17 protein-coding genes and 1 tRNA gene are annotated in these 15,229 nt (G+C 66.7%); 6 read left to right on the top strand and 12 right to left on the bottom strand.

Annotation, left to right across the window (positions count from 1 at the left end; translation table 11 throughout):
• Positions 1 to 60: 60 nt before the first annotated feature.
• From AC3WRC_RS05070 to AC3WRC_RS05045, 6 genes are all read right to left on the bottom strand, one after another.
• Complete coding sequence (locus AC3WRC_RS05070) at positions 61 to 1,845, bottom strand: acyl-CoA dehydrogenase C-terminal domain-containing protein (protein WP_174085315.1); 1,785 nt, start codon at positions 1,843 to 1,845, stop codon at positions 61 to 63.
• A gap of 3 nt (positions 1,846 to 1,848) precedes the next feature.
• Positions 1,849 to 2,331, bottom strand: coding sequence for a MerR family transcriptional regulator (locus AC3WRC_RS05065; protein WP_039244783.1), 483 nt, complete (start codon positions 2,329 to 2,331; stop codon positions 1,849 to 1,851).
• A 175-nt stretch (positions 2,332 to 2,506) separates the two neighbouring features.
• Complete coding sequence (locus tag AC3WRC_RS05060) at positions 2,507 to 2,923, bottom strand: DoxX family protein (RefSeq protein ID WP_492303118.1); 417 nt, start codon at positions 2,921 to 2,923, stop codon at positions 2,507 to 2,509.
• Positions 2,924 to 3,133: 210 nt separating this feature from the next.
• The gene (locus tag AC3WRC_RS05055) at positions 3,134 to 3,352 is read right to left on the bottom strand and encodes a helix-turn-helix domain-containing protein (RefSeq protein ID WP_039244779.1); all 219 of its coding nucleotides are present in this window, start codon (positions 3,350 to 3,352) and stop codon (positions 3,134 to 3,136) included.
• A gap of 12 nt (positions 3,353 to 3,364) precedes the next feature.
• A complete protein-coding gene (locus AC3WRC_RS05050) occupies positions 3,365 to 3,892 on the bottom strand; it encodes a DUF2975 domain-containing protein (protein ID WP_112861368.1) in 528 nt (175 codons plus the stop codon).
• Positions 3,893 to 4,015: 123 nt separating this feature from the next.
• Positions 4,016 to 5,428: a protein adenylyltransferase SelO family protein gene (locus tag AC3WRC_RS05045; RefSeq protein WP_492303117.1), complete on the bottom strand. Its 1,413-nt coding sequence runs from the start codon at positions 5,426 to 5,428 to the stop codon at positions 4,016 to 4,018.
• A 109-nt stretch (positions 5,429 to 5,537) separates the two neighbouring features.
• Here AC3WRC_RS05045 and AC3WRC_RS05040 point away from each other — a divergent pair, with 109 nt between their 5' ends.
• The gene (locus tag AC3WRC_RS05040; RefSeq protein WP_492303116.1) at positions 5,538 to 8,387 is read left to right on the top strand and encodes a tetratricopeptide repeat protein; all 2,850 of its coding nucleotides are present in this window, start codon (positions 5,538 to 5,540) and stop codon (positions 8,385 to 8,387) included.
• Positions 8,388 to 8,465: 78 nt separating this feature from the next.
• On the opposite strand, the gene AC3WRC_RS05035 is transcribed toward AC3WRC_RS05040, so the two are convergent.
• The 3 genes from AC3WRC_RS05035 to AC3WRC_RS05025 form a co-directional block, all read right to left on the bottom strand.
• Entirely contained in the window at positions 8,466 to 8,744 is a 279-nt protein-coding gene (locus AC3WRC_RS05035; RefSeq protein ID WP_017506838.1) for an HU family DNA-binding protein, read from the bottom strand.
• Between the two features lie 114 nt (positions 8,745 to 8,858).
• Positions 8,859 to 9,671, bottom strand: a complete 813-nt coding sequence (fliP, locus tag AC3WRC_RS05030; protein ID WP_039244769.1) for a flagellar type III secretion system pore protein FliP — start codon at positions 9,669 to 9,671, stop codon at positions 8,859 to 8,861.
• Entirely contained in the window at positions 9,668 to 9,958 is a 291-nt protein-coding gene (locus tag AC3WRC_RS05025; protein WP_492303115.1) for a FliO/MopB family protein, read from the bottom strand. The genes fliP and AC3WRC_RS05025 overlap by 4 nt, the downstream gene beginning before the upstream one ends.
• A 145-nt stretch (positions 9,959 to 10,103) precedes the next feature.
• Here AC3WRC_RS05025 and flgB point away from each other — a divergent pair, with 145 nt between their 5' ends.
• Genes flgB through fliE form a run of 3 tightly spaced genes read left to right on the top strand, consistent with a single transcriptional unit; the run spans position 10,104 to position 11,266 of the window.
• Positions 10,104 to 10,508: a flagellar basal body rod protein FlgB gene (gene flgB, locus AC3WRC_RS05020; protein ID WP_017506835.1), complete on the top strand. Its 405-nt coding sequence runs from the start codon at positions 10,104 to 10,106 to the stop codon at positions 10,506 to 10,508.
• 25 nt (positions 10,509 to 10,533) lie between these two features.
• Complete coding sequence (gene flgC / locus AC3WRC_RS05015) at positions 10,534 to 10,953, top strand: flagellar basal body rod protein FlgC (RefSeq protein WP_369796239.1); 420 nt, start codon at positions 10,534 to 10,536, stop codon at positions 10,951 to 10,953.
• Between the two features lie 10 nt (positions 10,954 to 10,963).
• Complete coding sequence (fliE, locus tag AC3WRC_RS05010) at positions 10,964 to 11,266, top strand: flagellar hook-basal body complex protein FliE (RefSeq protein ID WP_045809720.1); 303 nt, start codon at positions 10,964 to 10,966, stop codon at positions 11,264 to 11,266.
• 7 nt (positions 11,267 to 11,273) lie between these two features.
• On the opposite strand, the gene AC3WRC_RS05005 is transcribed toward fliE, so the two are convergent.
• The 3 genes from AC3WRC_RS05005 to AC3WRC_RS04995 all read right to left on the bottom strand — a co-directional run bounded on the left by AC3WRC_RS05005 (position 11,274) and on the right by AC3WRC_RS04995 (position 14,158).
• The gene (locus AC3WRC_RS05005) at positions 11,274 to 11,816 is read right to left on the bottom strand and encodes a polysaccharide biosynthesis/export family protein (protein ID WP_292079189.1); all 543 of its coding nucleotides are present in this window, start codon (positions 11,814 to 11,816) and stop codon (positions 11,274 to 11,276) included.
• A 50-nt stretch (positions 11,817 to 11,866) separates the two neighbouring features.
• Positions 11,867 to 13,204 (bottom strand): FAD/NAD(P)-binding protein, encoded by a 1,338-nt coding sequence (locus AC3WRC_RS05000; RefSeq protein ID WP_492303114.1) that lies wholly within the window; start codon positions 13,202 to 13,204, stop codon positions 11,867 to 11,869.
• Between the two features lie 93 nt (positions 13,205 to 13,297).
• Positions 13,298 to 14,158, bottom strand: coding sequence for a WecB/TagA/CpsF family glycosyltransferase (locus AC3WRC_RS04995; protein ID WP_492303113.1), 861 nt, complete (start codon positions 14,156 to 14,158; stop codon positions 13,298 to 13,300).
• A gap of 224 nt (positions 14,159 to 14,382) precedes the next feature.
• Between AC3WRC_RS04995 and AC3WRC_RS04990 the strand changes: the two genes are divergently transcribed.
• Positions 14,383 to 14,469, top strand: a tRNA-Leu gene (locus AC3WRC_RS04990).
• Between the two features lie 145 nt (positions 14,470 to 14,614).
• On the top strand, positions 14,615 to 15,229 hold the full coding sequence (locus tag AC3WRC_RS04985) for a ribonuclease D (RefSeq protein ID WP_045809722.1): 615 nt from the start codon (positions 14,615 to 14,617) through the stop codon (positions 15,227 to 15,229).

Here is a 15,229-nt window from a genome sequence, read left to right as displayed (position 1 = left end):
CACGGCGCCGAAGAGGCGCCGCGCCACCTCCCCGCAGAGCGGGGAGGAGACGGTTTGGCCTCAGAACGCCTCGGCCGGCATGGCCATCAGCACGTCGGCGCCGGTCTTCATCTTCTTCAGATGGGCTTCGGCGTCGGGCAGGATGCGCTCGACGAAGTAGCGGCCGGTCTGAAGCTTGGTGGCGTAGTAGGGGTCGGTCGAACCGGCCTCGACTTGGGCTTGAGCCACCTTGGCCATCTGCGCCCACATATAGGCCAGAGCCGTCAAGCCGAAGACGTTCAGATAGTCGGTCGATGCGGCGCCGGCGTTGTCCGGATTGGCCATGCCGTTCTGCATCAGCCACATGGTGCCGTCCTGCAGCTTGGCCTTGGCGTCGGCCAGGCCATCGACGAAGGGCTTGATCGCCTCATTGCCGCTGTTTTCGGCGACAAAGGCGTCGATCTCGCCGAACCAGGTCATGATAGCGCGGCCGCCGTTGGCGGGCAGCTTGCGGCCGACCAGGTCCAGCGCCTGGATGCCGTTGGTGCCCTCGTAGATCATGGTGATGCGGGCGTCGCGCAGATACTGCGAGGCGGTGAAGTGTTCGGTGTAGCCCGAACCGCCATGCACCTGCATGCCCAGAGACGCGACGTGGAAGCCCTTGTCGGTCAGATAGGCTTTCAGCACCGGCGTCAGCAGGCCCATGTAATCCTTGGCCTTCTGGGCGACGGCGGCGTCCTCGGACTTCTCCAGGTCTGCGTGAAGCGCGGTCCACAGGATGAAGGCCTGGCCGCCTTCGACGAAGGCCTTGGACTCCAGCAGCATGCGGCGAACGTCGGGGTGGACCATGATGCTGTCGGCCGGGCCGTCCGGGTTCTTCGGTCCGGTCAGCGAACGGCCTTGCAGGCGGTCCTTGGCGAATTCGACGGCGGCCTGATAGGCGGCGGTGCCGATAGCCAGACCTTGCAGGCCGGTGCCGAGGCGCGCCTCGTTCATCACGACGAACATATTGTTCATGCCGCGGCCTTCTTCGCCGATCAGCCAGCCCTTGGCGCCGTCGTACTGCATGACGGCGGTGGCGTTGCCGTGGATGCCCATCTTGTGCTCGAGGCCGGCGCATTCCAGGCTGTTGCGCTCGCCCAGCGAGCCGTCCTCATTGACCAGGAACTTGGGCACGACGAACAGCGACAGGCCCTTGATGCCCGGAACCGCGCCTTCGACGCGGGCCAGTACCGTGTGGATGATGTTGTCGGCGAAGTCGTGCTCGCCCGCCGAGATCCAGATCTTCTGGCCGGTGATCGAATAGGAGCCGTCGCCGTTCGGCACGGCCTTGGTGCGCACCATGCCCAGGTCCGTGCCGCACTGCGGCTCGGTCAGGTTCATTGTGCCCGACCATTCGCCGGTCGCCATCTTGGGCAGGTATTTCTGCTTCAGCTCTTCGGACGCATTGGCGTGGATGCCGGCATAGGCGCCGGCGGTCAGGCCCGGATACATCGAAAAGGCGGCCGAGGCGCCGGCCGTCATCTGACCGAAGGCCGAGGCCACCACGCTGGGCATGCCCTGGCCGCCGTACGCCGGGTCGGCGGCCAGCGCCATCCAGCCGGCTTCGGACATGGCCTTATAGGCTTCCTTCCAGCCCTTGGGTCCCGTCACCACGCCGCCCTCGGCCCAGTGACAGCCTTCCTTGTCGCCCGGATTGTTGATCGGGGCGATGACCTCGTCAGCGAACTTGGCGCCTTCTTCCAGGATCTGGCTGACCAGATCCGAAGAGACGTCCTGGAAGCCCGGCTGGTTGGTGTAGCGGTCGATCTCCAGCACTTCATTCAGGATGAAGGTGAAGTCGCGGACAGGCGCCTTGTAGGCCATGGATTACGCTCTTGCTTTGAAGGGGTGGTGGTGGTCGTGGTTGAGACGCGCGCGCAGCAGCTTCTCATAATCTTCGGCGCCCGGCAGCAGGTCGGGGCGGTGTTCGGACAGTTTGGATTCCATCCAGGCGCAGGCCTGTTCGGCCGTCTCGATGGCGCCTTCGATATCTTCCAGCTGCTGTTTCAGCGCCGCGATCTGGGCGCGGTGCCGCACCAGGGCCACGGCCATCTGATGGACGTTGTGATCCTTCTGATCATAGAGATCCATCATGTCCTGGATCTCCTGAAGGGTGAAGCCGATGCGGCGGCCCCTCAGGATCAGTTTCAGCCGGGCGCGGTCGCGCGCGTCATAGACGCGGGTCTGGCCCTTGCGCGCAGGGGTCAGCAGGCCCTTGTCTTCATAGAATCGAAGGGCGCGCGCCGTGGCGCCGAACTCGCGGCACAGCTGGCGAATGGAATAGGTGCGGTGGTCGTCGGCGGTGGCCATACGCCTTCATAACTTGACGTGCGCGTAAAGGGAAGAGGCTTACGCGCACGTAAGGGTAAGCTTTTCTCCCTTGCTGACGACCAGGCATGAAAAAGCCCGGAGCCTGGGGGGAGGCTCCGGGCGCAAACGCCGGACTGCAGGGGGGAGAGGGGTCCGGCGTTCGATCTCTTTCAAATCAAGCCTTGCGGCGGCCCAGCAGCACCGGGACGGTGATGGCCAGAAGGACGGCGTTGACCGCCGCCAGGCCCAAGTCCTGGCTCAGCGCGTGGATCGTCATCATGGTCGCTTCCATGACGATCAGGCCGACCGCCGCCGTCAGCAGCAGGGGGCGACCGACCCGCCACGAGATCAGCGGGCTCAACACGCCCATGGCCAGAACGATCTCGACCACGCCCAGGCCGCGCACCATGTTCTCGGGCGCGACGGCCGGCCAGCCCATCAGATTGATCAGGTTGGTCATCGGCTCGGTCAGCTTGGCGTAGCCGGCGGCGATGAAAAACATCGCGATCCAGCCCTGCAGCGTCCAAAGGGCGATATTGGCGTAGGCGGCGCGGTTGCGCGACGGCGCGGCGGTGAAGGTCGAGGTGGTCATCGGGGAGGACGCCTGAAGGTCATGAACGGCTGCGATCCGGCTTGGGGGCGTTCCCCAGGGAGCCGTTCGCTGAAGCCTATATAGCGGCGCTTCAGACGGTTGTCATCATGCGATGACATCAACTGATGACATCAGTTGATGACTTTCTGTTACGGGCCGGGGGCAATGGGCCGATTCCCAATGCCCCACAAGGATTCGCGACGCGCAATTTCAGTCTTCGGGCTGCGGCCCCGGCGTCTGGACGATCAGGTCGCCGGGCTGGCAGTCCAGTTCGCGGCACAGGGCGTCCAGGGTGGAGAAGCGCACGGCGCGGGCCTTGCCAGTCTTCAGGATCGACAGATTGGCCAAGGTGACGCCGACGCGGTCGGACAGTTCGGTCAGGGACATCCGGCGTTCGAGCAGCAGCCGGTCCAGTTGGATCATGATCATGGCGCGCGCTCCTCAGACCGTGGTCAGCTGTTCGTCGCGCATGGCCGACCCTTGCCGGAACACCTCGGCCAGGATGAAGACCACCAGAATGCCCAGCCAGGACCCCAGGTCGAAGTCATAGTCGGATGGTGACTGGCCTATGCTCTGCGGGGCGACGAAGACCAGGAGCAGCGCCGTCAGCTGAATGCCGATCAGGCCAAGACCCACGCCCTGCAGCCGTTTGACGTTGGCGAACTCGAAGGCGTCGCCCTGATTGACCGACAGCAGGATGCGTCGCAACCGGTTGATGATCCACCAGGTGAAGCCGCAGGCCATCGCCGCGCCGAGCAGCGTCAGACGTCCGGTCCATTGCAGGTTGCTGTGCGGCTCGACGCTGACGCCCTTCAGTCCGTCGATCAGGCCGGCGCCGAAGCTGGGCACGATCAGGGTGAACAGGAAGACCAGGATGGTGGCGACAGCGCCGATCATCACGAACACATTGACGAAGCCCAGCAGCCAGCGCAGGGCGCTGGCGACGGAATATTTGCCGATCATCTTCATCTCGAAAGCCCTTCCATTCGGGTCGCCCTCCGCGACCGCCTTGGTGACTATCGATATGGATTTATCGATAAACGGGCAAGACAATTATCGATAAACGAGATGAAGCTTTCGTAAGGTTCGGCGTCAGGCCGTGAAGCCCCAGGCCAGACGCGCCGCCTCCAGCCGATCCAGCTTGGCCTGGAAGGGCGCCCAGTCGTCGGCGTCGGCGACGGCGGCCCAGATCGCCTCGACCTCATCGATCAGCATCTCCTCCGGTTCGCGCGCGGCGAACATCGGATGCTCCAGCCGTTCGATCCGGTCCGGTTCGTGTTCCATCAACGCAAAGCGGAAGGCGTCGAACGCCTCGCCCTGATAGAGTTTCGCGCGTAGTCCCGACAGGGCGCGGGCCGACGAGGCGAAACCGCCGAACCAGTCAAAGAACAGCGGCTCCCACCGCAGGGCCGCGCCGCCCTCCCGCAACAGGGCCAGCGTCGTATCGACCAGCCGCTGATCCGCCGCCTCGCCCAGGCTGTGGACGCCCAGCCGCATCAGGAACGCGGCGCGCAGTTCGCGGATATAGGCCGGGCCGAAGCCGTTCAGCGCATCCGTCAACGGCTCGACCTCGGCGACCAGTTTCAGACAGCCGGCCAGTTGCGTCAGGTTCCAGAACACCGCCTCGGGCTGGCGCGCGAAGGCGTAAAGGCCTGTCTGGTCGAAATAGGCGGCGGTGAAGGCCGGATCGTATTCAGGCAAGAACCGCCAGGGGCCATAGTCGAAGCTCTCGCCCGTGACGTTCAGATTGTCGGTGTTCAGAACCCCGTGCACGAAGCCGGCAGCGATCCAGCGGGCGGTCAGTTTCGCCGCGGCCTCGACGACAGCCCGCAGCAGACCGGGCGCATCGCCGGTCGCCACGTCAGGATGATACAGGCTGCGCACATGTTCGATCAGCGCCTCGATCTGGTCCTTTCGTCCCAGATAGGCCGCGCGCTGGAACGTCCCGAACCGCACATGGCTGTGCGACAGTCGCACGAGCACGGCCGACCGCGTCGGCGACGGCTCGTCCCCGCGCTCCAGCGCCTCGCCGGTCTCGATCAGCGAGAAGGCGCGGCTGGTCGGGACGCCTTGCGCCTCCAGCATCGTCGCCGCCAGCACCTCGCGCACCCCGCCCTTCAGCGTCAGCCGCCCATCACCGCCCCGCGACCAGGGCGTCTGGCCAGAGCCTTTGGTGCCCAGATCCATCAGCCGGCCCAATGCGTCGCGCATCTGCGCCGCCAGGAACCCCCGCCCGTCGCCCAGATCGGGATTGTAGTGCCGGAACTGATGCCCGTGATAGCACATGGCGATCGGACCGGGCTGCCCCGGCAGGGGCTCGAACCGCCCGAACGCGGCGATCCATTCCGCCTCGCTCAGCCCCTTCAGCCCGACCTCGGCGGCCGCGCGGTCGTTGCGAAACCGCAGGACCGTCTTCGGAAAGTCTGCGGCCTGAACCGCATCGGCATAGTCCGCCCCCATATCGAAGAAGCGCGGTTCGGGGCGATAGTCGGGAGAGACGGGCATGGCAGGCTAGGTGCTGTCCCGAAGCCTGAAGCGCAACCGCTATCCGTGGAACTACGGTGAACGGCGGTTAACCGCGATTAAAGGCCTTGTGCGGCATGGGTCGGGAGATATGTCCGGGGCCTCGCCGACAAAGCGCATCCTGAAGACGACCGTGGCCGCCGCCACGGCCGGCGCCGTCGTGTTCGCGCCGATGGCGCCGCTGGCCCAGGAAGTCGGCCGGTCGCGCGATCCGCTGTCCATCAATATCGGCGCCAACGCCGAGTTCACGCGGGTCGAGTTCGGCGGCGTCATCGGGGTGCGCTCGCGCATCAGCCGCGAGGGCGACAAGGTCGTCGTTCGGCTGGGGACCACCGCCGCGCCCGACGTCTCGCGATTGAAGGTCGATCCGCCGGCCGGGGTGAAGTCGGTCGAGACGCGGCCGAGCCGGGGCGCGGGCGGCACGGACCTGATCCTGACGCTGGAACAGGGTGCGGATGCGCGCTCGGGCGTGGCGGACGGGGCGGTGTGGCTGAACCTCTATGCGCCCGGCAAGGCGCCGGAGGGCGGCGACGCCGCCGCGCCGCAGACGACCAAGGCCGTGGTGCCGGTGCGGGCCGAGACGGCCGGCGGTAAGACTGTCCTGACCTTCGACTGGGGCGCGCCGGTGGGAGCGGCCGTCTTCCGCCGTGGCGATGCGGTATGGGTCGTGTTCGACACGGCCGCCCGAATGGATATGAGCGGGGCCAAGGCGCTGGGATCGGCCAAGAACGCCCAGTGGGCGGCGGGGCCGGGCTATACGGCCCTGAGGATCGCTGAACCCGAGGGGCTGGGCGTCTCGGCGCAGGGCCAGGGCGGGACTTGGACCGTGACGCTGGGCGGCCCAGATGGTGCGGCCGGCGGGGTCGAGGTCGGCCGGTCCGACGACGGCGCGCCGGTGCTGGTGGCGCAGATGGCCGGGGCGACCAAAGCGGTCTGGCTGACCGATCCGCTGGTTGGGGACCGGTTCGCGGCGGTGACGGCCCTGGCGCCCGGCAAGGGTTACGCCGGCGGACGGCGCACGGTCGATCTGAGCCTGATCCCGACGGCGCAGGGCCTGGCGGTCGAGACGGGGGCTGACGACCTGAAGATCGAGGCGGCGGGCGATCTGGTGACGCTGAGCCGGCCCAAGGGGCTGGCCTTGTCGTCGCCGGCGGCCGGGCTGGAGACGGACGACCACAATGCGGATGCGCCCAAGCGGGCGGCCTATCCCGCGCTGATCGACGAGGCTTGGGCCGCGACGGGCGAGGCGGGGTTCTCGGACCGCTATCGCCGGCTGCAGGATGCGGCCGGGCTGGAGACGATCGCGGCGGCCGACAATCCGCGCGCGCCGATCGAGGCGCGGATGGCTCTGGCGCGGTTCCTGGTCGGGTCGGGCCTAAACTATGAGGCCATCGGGGTGTTGAACGCCCTGATCGCCAAGGCGCCCAACCTGCAAGGCGAGCCCGAGGTACGCGGCCTGCGCGGCGTGGCGCGCGTCGGCGTCGGGCGGTTGGAGGAGGCCCAGGTCGATTTCGCGGGCGCGGCCCTGGCCAACGATCCGGCGACCAAGGTCTGGCTGGGCTATATCGCTTCGGAGATGGGCGACTGGGAAGGGGCGCGTCGCAACTTCGCCGCCGGCGCCCCGGCCATCGACAGCTTCCCCAAGGAATGGCGCGCGCGGTTCGGCGCGGCCCACGCCATGGCCGCGATCCAGTTGAATGATCTCGCCGCCGCCCAGCAGCTGTTGGCCTATGTCTTCAGCCAGGATGCGCCGGCGGTCGATCAACTGACCGCGCGGCTGGTGCAGGCGCGTATGTTCGAGCTGAACGGCGACAAGAACCGGGCGCTGGCGGTCTACAAGGCCGTGGCGCGCGCGCCGCTAGACGGGATCGCCACGCCGGCGAAACTGGGCGCCATCAGCCTGGAGCTGGACAAGGGTGCGATCACCCCGGATCAGGCGACGGCCCAGCTGGAACAGCTGAAATGGCGCTGGCGCGGGGATGCGACCGAGATGGCGGTCGTGCGCAAACTGTCGGGCATCTATCTGCAACAGGGGCGATACCGCGAGGCGCTGGACGCCCTGCGCGGCGCGGGCAAGCGGATGGCGGGCGTGCCGGGCGCAGCCGAGGTGCAGGCGGATCAGGCGAACGCCTTCCGCGCCCTGTTCCTGGACGGCGCGGCGGACGGTTTGCAGCCGGTGCAGGCGCTGGCGCTGTTCTATGACTTCCGCGAGCTGACCCCGATCGGGGCGGACGGCGACGAGATGGTGCGGCGTCTGTCGCGCCGGCTGATCGACGTGGACCTGCTGGATCAGGCCGCCGAACTGCTGAAGCACCAGGTGGATGAGCGTCTGGACGGGGTGGCCAAGGCCCAGGTCGCGACCAATCTGGCCACCGTCTATCTGATGGACCGTCAGCCTGAGAAGGCGTTGCAGGCCATCTGGGGGTCGCGCACCACCCTGCTGCCCAATGCGATGAACAGCGAGCGCCGGGCGCTGGAGGCGCGCGCCCTGATGGATCTGGGCCGGTTCGACCATGCGCTGGAGGTGCTGGACCGGGATCAGTCGAACCCGGCGCGCGAGGTGCGGGCCGACATCTTCTGGAAGCAGCAGAAGTGGGGCGAGGCGGCGCCGATCTATGAGGCGCGGCTGGGCGATCGCTACAAGACCGCGACCACGCCGCTGACGCCGGCCGAGGAAAGCTGGCTGATCCGGGCGGGCGTCGGCTATTCGCTGGCGGGCGATCGGGCGGCGTTGCAGAGGCTGAGCGGGCGCTTTGGGCCGATGGTTCCCGGCGCGCGTTCGGCGGCGGCGCTGCGGGTCGCGCTGGATGACAATCTGTCGGGCGTGGCGGGAACGGGCGACTTCGCCAATCTGTCCAGCCAGGCCGACACCTTCGTCGGCTGGGTCAACAGCGCCAAACAGGCGTTCAGAAAAGAAGCTGACGCGAAGAGCGCCGCCTGAAATTGAAACGGGCGGAGATCGCGTCGCGACCCCCGCCCGTCGAGCATTGCCGGTCCTGCATCGCAGGACCGAAAAGGCTTAGCCGTTGACGGCGTCCTTCAGCGGCTTGGAGACGCGGAAGCGCACGGCCTTGGAGGCGGCGATCTTGATGGTCGCGCCGGTAGCCGGGTTGCGGCCTTCGCGCTCAGCGCGATCGGCGGTGTCGAAGACGCCCAGGTTCGAGATGCGGATGTCGCCGCCCGACTTCAGGGTCGAGTGGATGTTTTCGACGATCGCGGTCAGCACCTTGCCGGCGTCGGCCTGCGAAACACCAGCGTCTTTGGCGACGGCGGCGATCAGTTCGGCTTGAGTGGTCATAAGAAGCGTTTCCAGTGTTAGTCGCCCGATTCCGAGCGAGGACCGGGGGATCAACACGGATTTCCATACGCTTTGCAAGCGCCGATGACGCTTAAAGCCATATGGGGCGGGGGATTATCCGGTACCGGACGCCCGCTGGAAGCTCTCGACCAGGCTTCCGGCGACCAATCGCCAGCCGTCCACCAGCACGAAGAAGATCAACTTGAAGGGGAGGGAGACCACCACCGGAGGGAGCATCATCATGCCCATGGACATCAGCACGCTGGCCACCACCAGATCGATCACAAGGAACGGAACGAAAAGGAGAAATCCGATTTCGAAGGCCTTCTTCAGCTCGCTGATCATGAAGGCCGGGGTGACCACACGCAGGGGCAGGTCCTGGACGTTCTGGGGCGGGTCGATCTTTGAGAGACGGGTGAACAGGGCGAGGTCCCCGCGGTCCACCTGGGCCAGCATGAAGGTTTTTACGGGTTCGGACGCCTGATCGAAGGCCTGGGGCAGTTCGATCTGCTGATCCATCAGCGGACGAATGCCCGAATCATAGGCGTCCTGCCAGGTCGGGGCCATGACGATGGCGCTGAGGAACAGCGACAGGGACACCAAGACGGCGTTCGGCGGCGACTGTTGCAGGCCCAGCGCCGTGCGCAGCAGCGACAGGACCACGATGATCCGCACGAAGCTGGTGGTCATGATGACGATGGACGGCGCCAAGGACAGGACGGTCATCAGACCGACCAACTGGACCACGCGCTGGGTCAGGCCGGCGCCGGTGCCCAGGTCGATGTTTAGGGCCGAGCCGCTTTGCGCCGCCTGCTGAGCCAGGGCCGCGACAGGCCAGGCCAGGCAGACCAGAGTGGTGAACAGCGACAGCAGGGCCGCGCGTTTCAGCTCGGCGCCGGTCGGCTTGACGAAGACGGCGGGCTTCACTGGCCGCCTCCTATTTTGCCGAGAGGGGGCTGACGCGGCTCGATCAGTTCACGGCCTTCGCCCAGCAGGATCAGCCGTTCCTCGTCGTCGACGCGGACCAGAACGAGACGACGGGCGGGGTCCAGCACCAGGGTCTCGACGACCTGAAGCCGGCGCTCGCCGCGCTCCGCGTTCAGCCGGGCCAGGATTTGCGGGGCATAGCGGCGCGCAGCCCAGGCCGCGATCCCGATCAGGCCGAGGGTGAAGGCCAGGCCGAAGACCGCCCGGGCGAGATCGAGGAAATTCATGACGCTGCAAAGGCCCCGCGCAGTCCGCGCTTAGACCCTGAATGTTAACCAGCACGGTTAACGAGCCGTTGAGATAACCCCCTATTAACCATCCAGGCGGCATTTTCTGCCCATCGCGCGCATTCGCGTCGCACGGGAGACCGCCATGGGCGTCGCCGACATACCGCTGCTGGGGCAGATCAAGGGCCGACTGGGCTGGCTGGACGCCCGCCAGCGGGTCATCGCCGAGAACGTCGCCAACGCCGATACGCCGGGCTTCGTCGGGCGCGACCTGAAACAGCCGACCGACTTCGCCGCCGCCATGCGCTCGGGCGGGGGGCTGCAGATGGTGCGCACCAATGCGGCCCATATCGCGCCGGCCGGTTCACCGGTGCGGTTCGCCCCGACCAAGGCGCCCGATTCGGAGACCACGCTGGACGGCAATTCGGTGGTGGTCGAAGAGCAGATGCTGAAAATGGCCGAGAGCCGCATGGCCTATGACGCCGCCATCGGCTTCTACCAGAAATCCATGTCCATGATCCGCATGGCCGCCAAGCGGCCGGGCGCCTGAGCCGATGGCCGAGAAGGACTGACCCATGCCTGATCCCATCCCCCCTTCGAACAGCGCCATGGCGGTGGCGGCCTCGGCCCTGAAGGCGCAGCAGTCGCGCATGCGCGTGATCGCCGAGAATATCGCCAACGCCCAGTCGACGGCGCGCACGCCAGGCGGCGAGCCCTATCGCCGCCAGATCCCGGTCTTCCAGGCGCGCGAGGTCGATGGTGCGACCGGCGTCACCCTGGCCGAGGTGCGGCCCGACCAGGGCGACTTCAAGATGGACTATGACCCATCGCACCCGGCCGCGAATGCGCAGGGCTATGTGATGCGGCCCAATGTCGACACCCTGGTCGAGGCGATGGACATGCGCGAGGCGCAGCGCGCCTATGAGGCCAATCTGAACGTCATCGAGACGGCGCGGTCGATGGACAGCCGCACCCTCGACATCATCAAACGCTGAGGACTAGGCCATGAATCCGATGATGGCCGCCAAGGCCTATGCTGCCGTTCAGGGCGGCGCCATGCCGACAGCAGCCCAGGCGCCCGGCGTTGGGGACGGCGGCTTCGCCGACCTGGTCAAGAACGCCATGACCGACATGACCCAGCAGTCGCGCGCGGCCGAAACCCAGATGACCCGCTCGGTTCAGGGCCAGGGCAATTTGATCGACGTGGTCACGGCGCTGAGCTCGGCCGAGGCGTCCCTGGAGACCGTGATCTCGGTCCGCGATCAGGTGATTTCCGCCTATAAGGAAATCATGGCGATGCCGATCTGACGGCAGGTCAGAAGTAGCGTTCGCCGATTCGCAGGGTGTCGCCGGGCGAAACACGCGCATCGGCGGTCAGCGGCTGGGCTTCTTCGACCTGTGATCCGGCGCGACGCACGAAGACACGGCGCGTATTGGCGCGATAGGTGAAGCCTTGTGCCGTCGCCACGGCGTTCAACACCGTCAGGTCCGGCAGATAGGGGTATTCACCTGGCCGATTGACCTCGCCCAGGATGTAGATCGGCCGATAGGTCAGGACCTGGGCGGTGACGCGCGGCTGGTTCAGATAGCCCTGGCTCAAGGCGTGAGCGACGGCGTCCTGAAGCTGGGCGCCTGTCAGACCAGCAGCCTGGACCTCGCCGATCAGGGGCAGGGCGATCCGGCCGTTGGCGTCGATCACGAACTCGCCGCCCAGCGCTGCCTCGCCGAAGACGTCGATGCGCACCTTGTCGGCAGAGACAAGCCGATAGTCCGACACGCTCTGAGGCGTAAAGGCCGTCAGGCCCAGCGACAGGACCGCCACCAGCAGGCCGATGCCTCTTCTTGCCTCCAATGTCATCGCCCCTGATCGTTTCGGGTGTGAAGGCTAAACGCGTCGGTTGTTCCGGTCTAGGGGCGGTCCGACAGGATACGGGCGGCGAGATCGCGGGCCTGGCCGCGCAGGTCGGGCACGGCCGTCATCTCCCAGAAGGCGCCGCGCGTCAGGGGGCCGACGGCGTGAAGACCACGCGCGGGGGCGCCTGCGCCGTCCAGCAGACCGCCCTCGTCATCGACCTGCAGCCCAAGGCCCAAGGGATCGGGGCGACCGTAACCCTTGTCCAGGATGTCGCGGATCATCGGTTCGGTGCTCTTTGAGATCACGCCCAGCGGCCCGGTGCAGTTCACGACCAGGTCGAACCGCTCCTTGATGGCGCGCTTTTTTCCGCGTGGACGCCACGAGACCTCGATGACGTCGGTCGCTTTCAACTCGGTCAGCTTGCCGGCCAAGATCGTCAGCTCGCCGCCGGCCAGCATGGAATGGATGTCGCGGGCCGGACCGGGCGACAGGCGGTGGCGATGCACGTCCCACAGGGGGCGCAGATGGCGGAGGAAGCGGCTGCGCTCGACCCGCGACCAGCTCTTCCAGATGTCGCGCGCGGAATGGCGCAGGCGGTCGAACACGGCGCGCCAATCGGCGTCGGCCGTCGCGTTGCGGATCTGACGCAGGATTTCGGCCGGGCTGCCCGAAAAGCCGCCGACATAGGGCGTGGGCGGAACGGTCGCGTGGGCGCGGGGCAAAAGGCCGTGTCGCGACAGGGCGGTCAGGCGGCGTCCGGGCCGGCGCAGGGTGATGGCCGCATCCACCATCGTCAGGCCCGAACCGATCAGCAGGACTTTGCGGGCGTCGCGCGCGGTCTGGGGATCGAACCGCCAGGGGTTTTCGACATAGGCGGGGGAGGCGCGCACCGCGTCCTCGACGCCGGGGGGCGAGGCGGGCTCCAGATTGCCCAGCGCCAGCACGACCTGATCGGCCGCAACCTCTCCGTCGCTGGTCACGATACGCCAGCCGTCGTCCTGGTGATCGATGGATTGCGCTTCGGCGCCGATCAGGGTCAGGCGGTCGGGCGCGTCGTCCAGCGCCTCGTCCAGCAAGGCCTGAAGATAGTCGCCATAGACGCCGCGGGTGATGAAGCCGTCCTGGGCGCGCCACGACGGCTGTTCGGCCAACCAGTCGGCGAGGTGGCCGGGCTGGTCGGGAAAGGCGCTCATATTGTCCAGGCGGACGTTCAGCAGATGACCGGGATTTCCGGTGTCATAGGCGGTGCCGGGACCGAAAACGCCGCGCCGTTCGATCAGGGTGACGCGCACGTTGCGCGAGGCCTTCAGCAGATTGACGGCGGTCAGCAGGCCGCTGAAACCCGCGCCGACGATGGCGACATGCGGTCCATTCTGCTGCGGCACGCGCACCCCCGTTTCCCGTTTCCGTCGCTGTCGATAACACGCGCCGGGCCAGAGGGATCATGGCGATAAATATCTATCTGGCCAGTAGGAATAACGTGATCAGCGGTTGCGACCCCTGGCCTGGCGGATATCGCGCAGGGCCAGAGGGAGCAGCGTCCAGGGCTCGACGCAGTAGCGGACGAACAGCCGTTTCGGGTCGTGCAGCAGGCGATAGGCCCATTCGATGCCTGCGCGTCCCATCCAGCGCGGGGCAGCGCTTTGAACCCCCGCCTCATAGTCGAAGGCAGCGCCCACCGATAGGATGACGCAATCGGGCAGGCGCTCGAAGTTTTCGGCGATCCATAGCTCCTGGCGCGGCATTCCCATGCCGACGAACAGGATGTGGGGCTGGAAGGCCGTGATCCGATCCAGGACGGCGGCGTTCTCGGACGACCCGGGCCGGGCGTCGAAGAAGCCGTGGTGGATGGCGATGTCGGCGTCCGGATAGCGGAGCTTCAGCCGGCGCGCCGCCTCGTCGCCGACGCCGGGCGCGCCGCCGACGGACAGGACCCGCCAGCCCTGACGGTTCGCCACGCTCCAGAAATGGTCGCGCCAGTCCAGATAGGTGCAGCGATGAAAGCCCCGGCTGTGCAGACCCAGGGCGCGCGAGAAGGCCAAAAGCGGCGTCGAATCGACCTCGATCAGATCGGCCTTGTCGTAGAAGGCGCCGAGTTCAGGTCGCTTCTGCATCAGATAAAGGCTGTGCAGGTTGTGATTGGCGATCAGGCTTTTTTCGCCCTGCCGCACCGCCTGCTGAATGTGGTGCAGCACCTCTTCCGGCTTCACCAGATCCATCGATTGCCCCAGGATCGTGACCCGCTCGTGGGCGCGGCGGTTCTGGCGGAACGGCGCGCGGGGCCGGGCGCGACGCTCCGTGACGACGCGCTCTGGCGCAGAGGGGCTGAGAGACGGGTCCGCCATCAGGCGCTTCTAGGCGACCTGGACTCAAGACGGGGTTAGAAAACAGGCTTAGCGCCCATTAAGTCACCGCCGAACGCGGATCGAAAATGATGTGCGGCCAGGCTTGGCGCGCCGCGCGCGCAAGAAATCTCGCAAAGGCGAAAAATCCTTGTTGACCCCGCCCGGAGCCTCCCTTAGAGGTCCGCGCCTTCCCGATGGAAACGCCGCAAGGCGCTGCCGACGGGGCCCAGATGGCGGAATTGGTAGACGCGCTGGCTTCAGGTGCCAGTGGCTTAACGGCCGTGGAGGTTCGAGTCCTCTTCTGGGCACCATCTTTCAGAAAGCGTCGCACCGAACGGTGCGGCGCTTTCTTTGTTTTGGCCTATCGCCTCGCGCGCGCCGCCCCGCTGCTTGAGGCCCGTTCGTGGTTGAGCTTGCCCGTTTCGCGCGCCGCGTTCGCCGTGTAAGAGCCTGAGCATGACCGTTTACCTGCATGAGGGCGACCTGCCCGACGATCTGGACCTGGGGTCCGAGGTCGCCATCGATTCCGAGACGATGGGCCTGCGTTTTCGCCGCGATCCGCTGTGCGTGGTGCAGTTGTCGTCGGGCGACGGAAACGCCCATGTCGTGCGGCTGAACCGGCCCGCCTATGACTGTCCGAACCTGAAGCGTGTGCTGACCGATCCGGCGGTGACCAAGATCTTCCATTTCGGCCGGTTCGACATAGGCATGTTCCTGCTGCACCTCGGCGTCGAGACGCGGCCGGTCTATTGCACCAAGATCGCCTCCAAGCTGGCGCGCACCTATACTGACCGGCACGGGCTGAAGGACGTGGTGCGCGAGACGGTGGGCGTGGACCTGTCCAAGGCGCAGCAGTCCTCGGACTGGGGCGCCGAGACGCTGAGCCAGGCGCAACTGGACTATGCGGCGTCGGACGTCCTGTATCTGCATGCGGCCAAGGCCAAGCTGGATATGATGCTGGCGCGCGAAGGGCGAACCGATTTGGCCGCTGAATGTTTCGACTTCCTGCCGACGCGGTCGGCGCTCGACCTGGCCGGCTGGGACGAGACCGACATCTTCGCCCACAGCTGA

The organism is Brevundimonas sp. EU05-FHT14B07 (assembly GCF_058790795.1).
This window is presented reverse-complemented; position numbering and strand designations above follow the sequence as displayed.

What these genes read in the sequence shown, in the direction of transcription:
- AC3WRC_RS05040 (WP_492303116.1), top strand. Translation starts at nt 5,538, where the DNA reads ATGTCCGGGGCCTCGCCGACAAAGCGCATCCTGAAGACGACCGTGGCC.
- AC3WRC_RS05055 (WP_039244779.1), bottom strand. Translation starts at nt 3,352, where the DNA reads ATGATCATGATCCAACTGGACCGGCTGCTGCTCGAACGCCGGATGTCC.
- AC3WRC_RS05065 (WP_039244783.1), bottom strand. Translation starts at nt 2,331, where the DNA reads ATGGCCACCGCCGACGACCACCGCACCTATTCCATTCGCCAGCTGTGC.
- AC3WRC_RS05035 (WP_017506838.1), bottom strand. Translation starts at nt 8,744, where the DNA reads ATGACCACTCAAGCCGAACTGATCGCCGCCGTCGCCAAAGACGCTGGT.
- flgB (WP_017506835.1), top strand. Translation starts at nt 10,104, where the DNA reads ATGGGCGTCGCCGACATACCGCTGCTGGGGCAGATCAAGGGCCGACTG.
- AC3WRC_RS05060 (WP_492303118.1), bottom strand. Translation starts at nt 2,923, where the DNA reads ATGACCACCTCGACCTTCACCGCCGCGCCGTCGCGCAACCGCGCCGCC.
- AC3WRC_RS05045 (WP_492303117.1), bottom strand. Translation starts at nt 5,428, where the DNA reads ATGCCCGTCTCTCCCGACTATCGCCCCGAACCGCGCTTCTTCGATATG.
- fliE (WP_045809720.1), top strand. Translation starts at nt 10,964, where the DNA reads ATGAATCCGATGATGGCCGCCAAGGCCTATGCTGCCGTTCAGGGCGGC.
- AC3WRC_RS04995 (WP_492303113.1), bottom strand. Translation starts at nt 14,158, where the DNA reads ATGGCGGACCCGTCTCTCAGCCCCTCTGCGCCAGAGCGCGTCGTCACG.
- AC3WRC_RS05050 (WP_112861368.1), bottom strand. Translation starts at nt 3,892, where the DNA reads ATGAAGATGATCGGCAAATATTCCGTCGCCAGCGCCCTGCGCTGGCTG.
- AC3WRC_RS04985 (WP_045809722.1), top strand. Translation starts at nt 14,615, where the DNA reads ATGACCGTTTACCTGCATGAGGGCGACCTGCCCGACGATCTGGACCTG.
- AC3WRC_RS05025 (WP_492303115.1), bottom strand. Translation starts at nt 9,958, where the DNA reads ATGAATTTCCTCGATCTCGCCCGGGCGGTCTTCGGCCTGGCCTTCACC.
- flgC (WP_369796239.1), top strand. Translation starts at nt 10,534, where the DNA reads ATGCCTGATCCCATCCCCCCTTCGAACAGCGCCATGGCGGTGGCGGCC.
- AC3WRC_RS05005 (WP_292079189.1), bottom strand. Translation starts at nt 11,816, where the DNA reads ATGACATTGGAGGCAAGAAGAGGCATCGGCCTGCTGGTGGCGGTCCTG.
- AC3WRC_RS05070 (WP_174085315.1), bottom strand. Translation starts at nt 1,845, where the DNA reads ATGGCCTACAAGGCGCCTGTCCGCGACTTCACCTTCATCCTGAATGAA.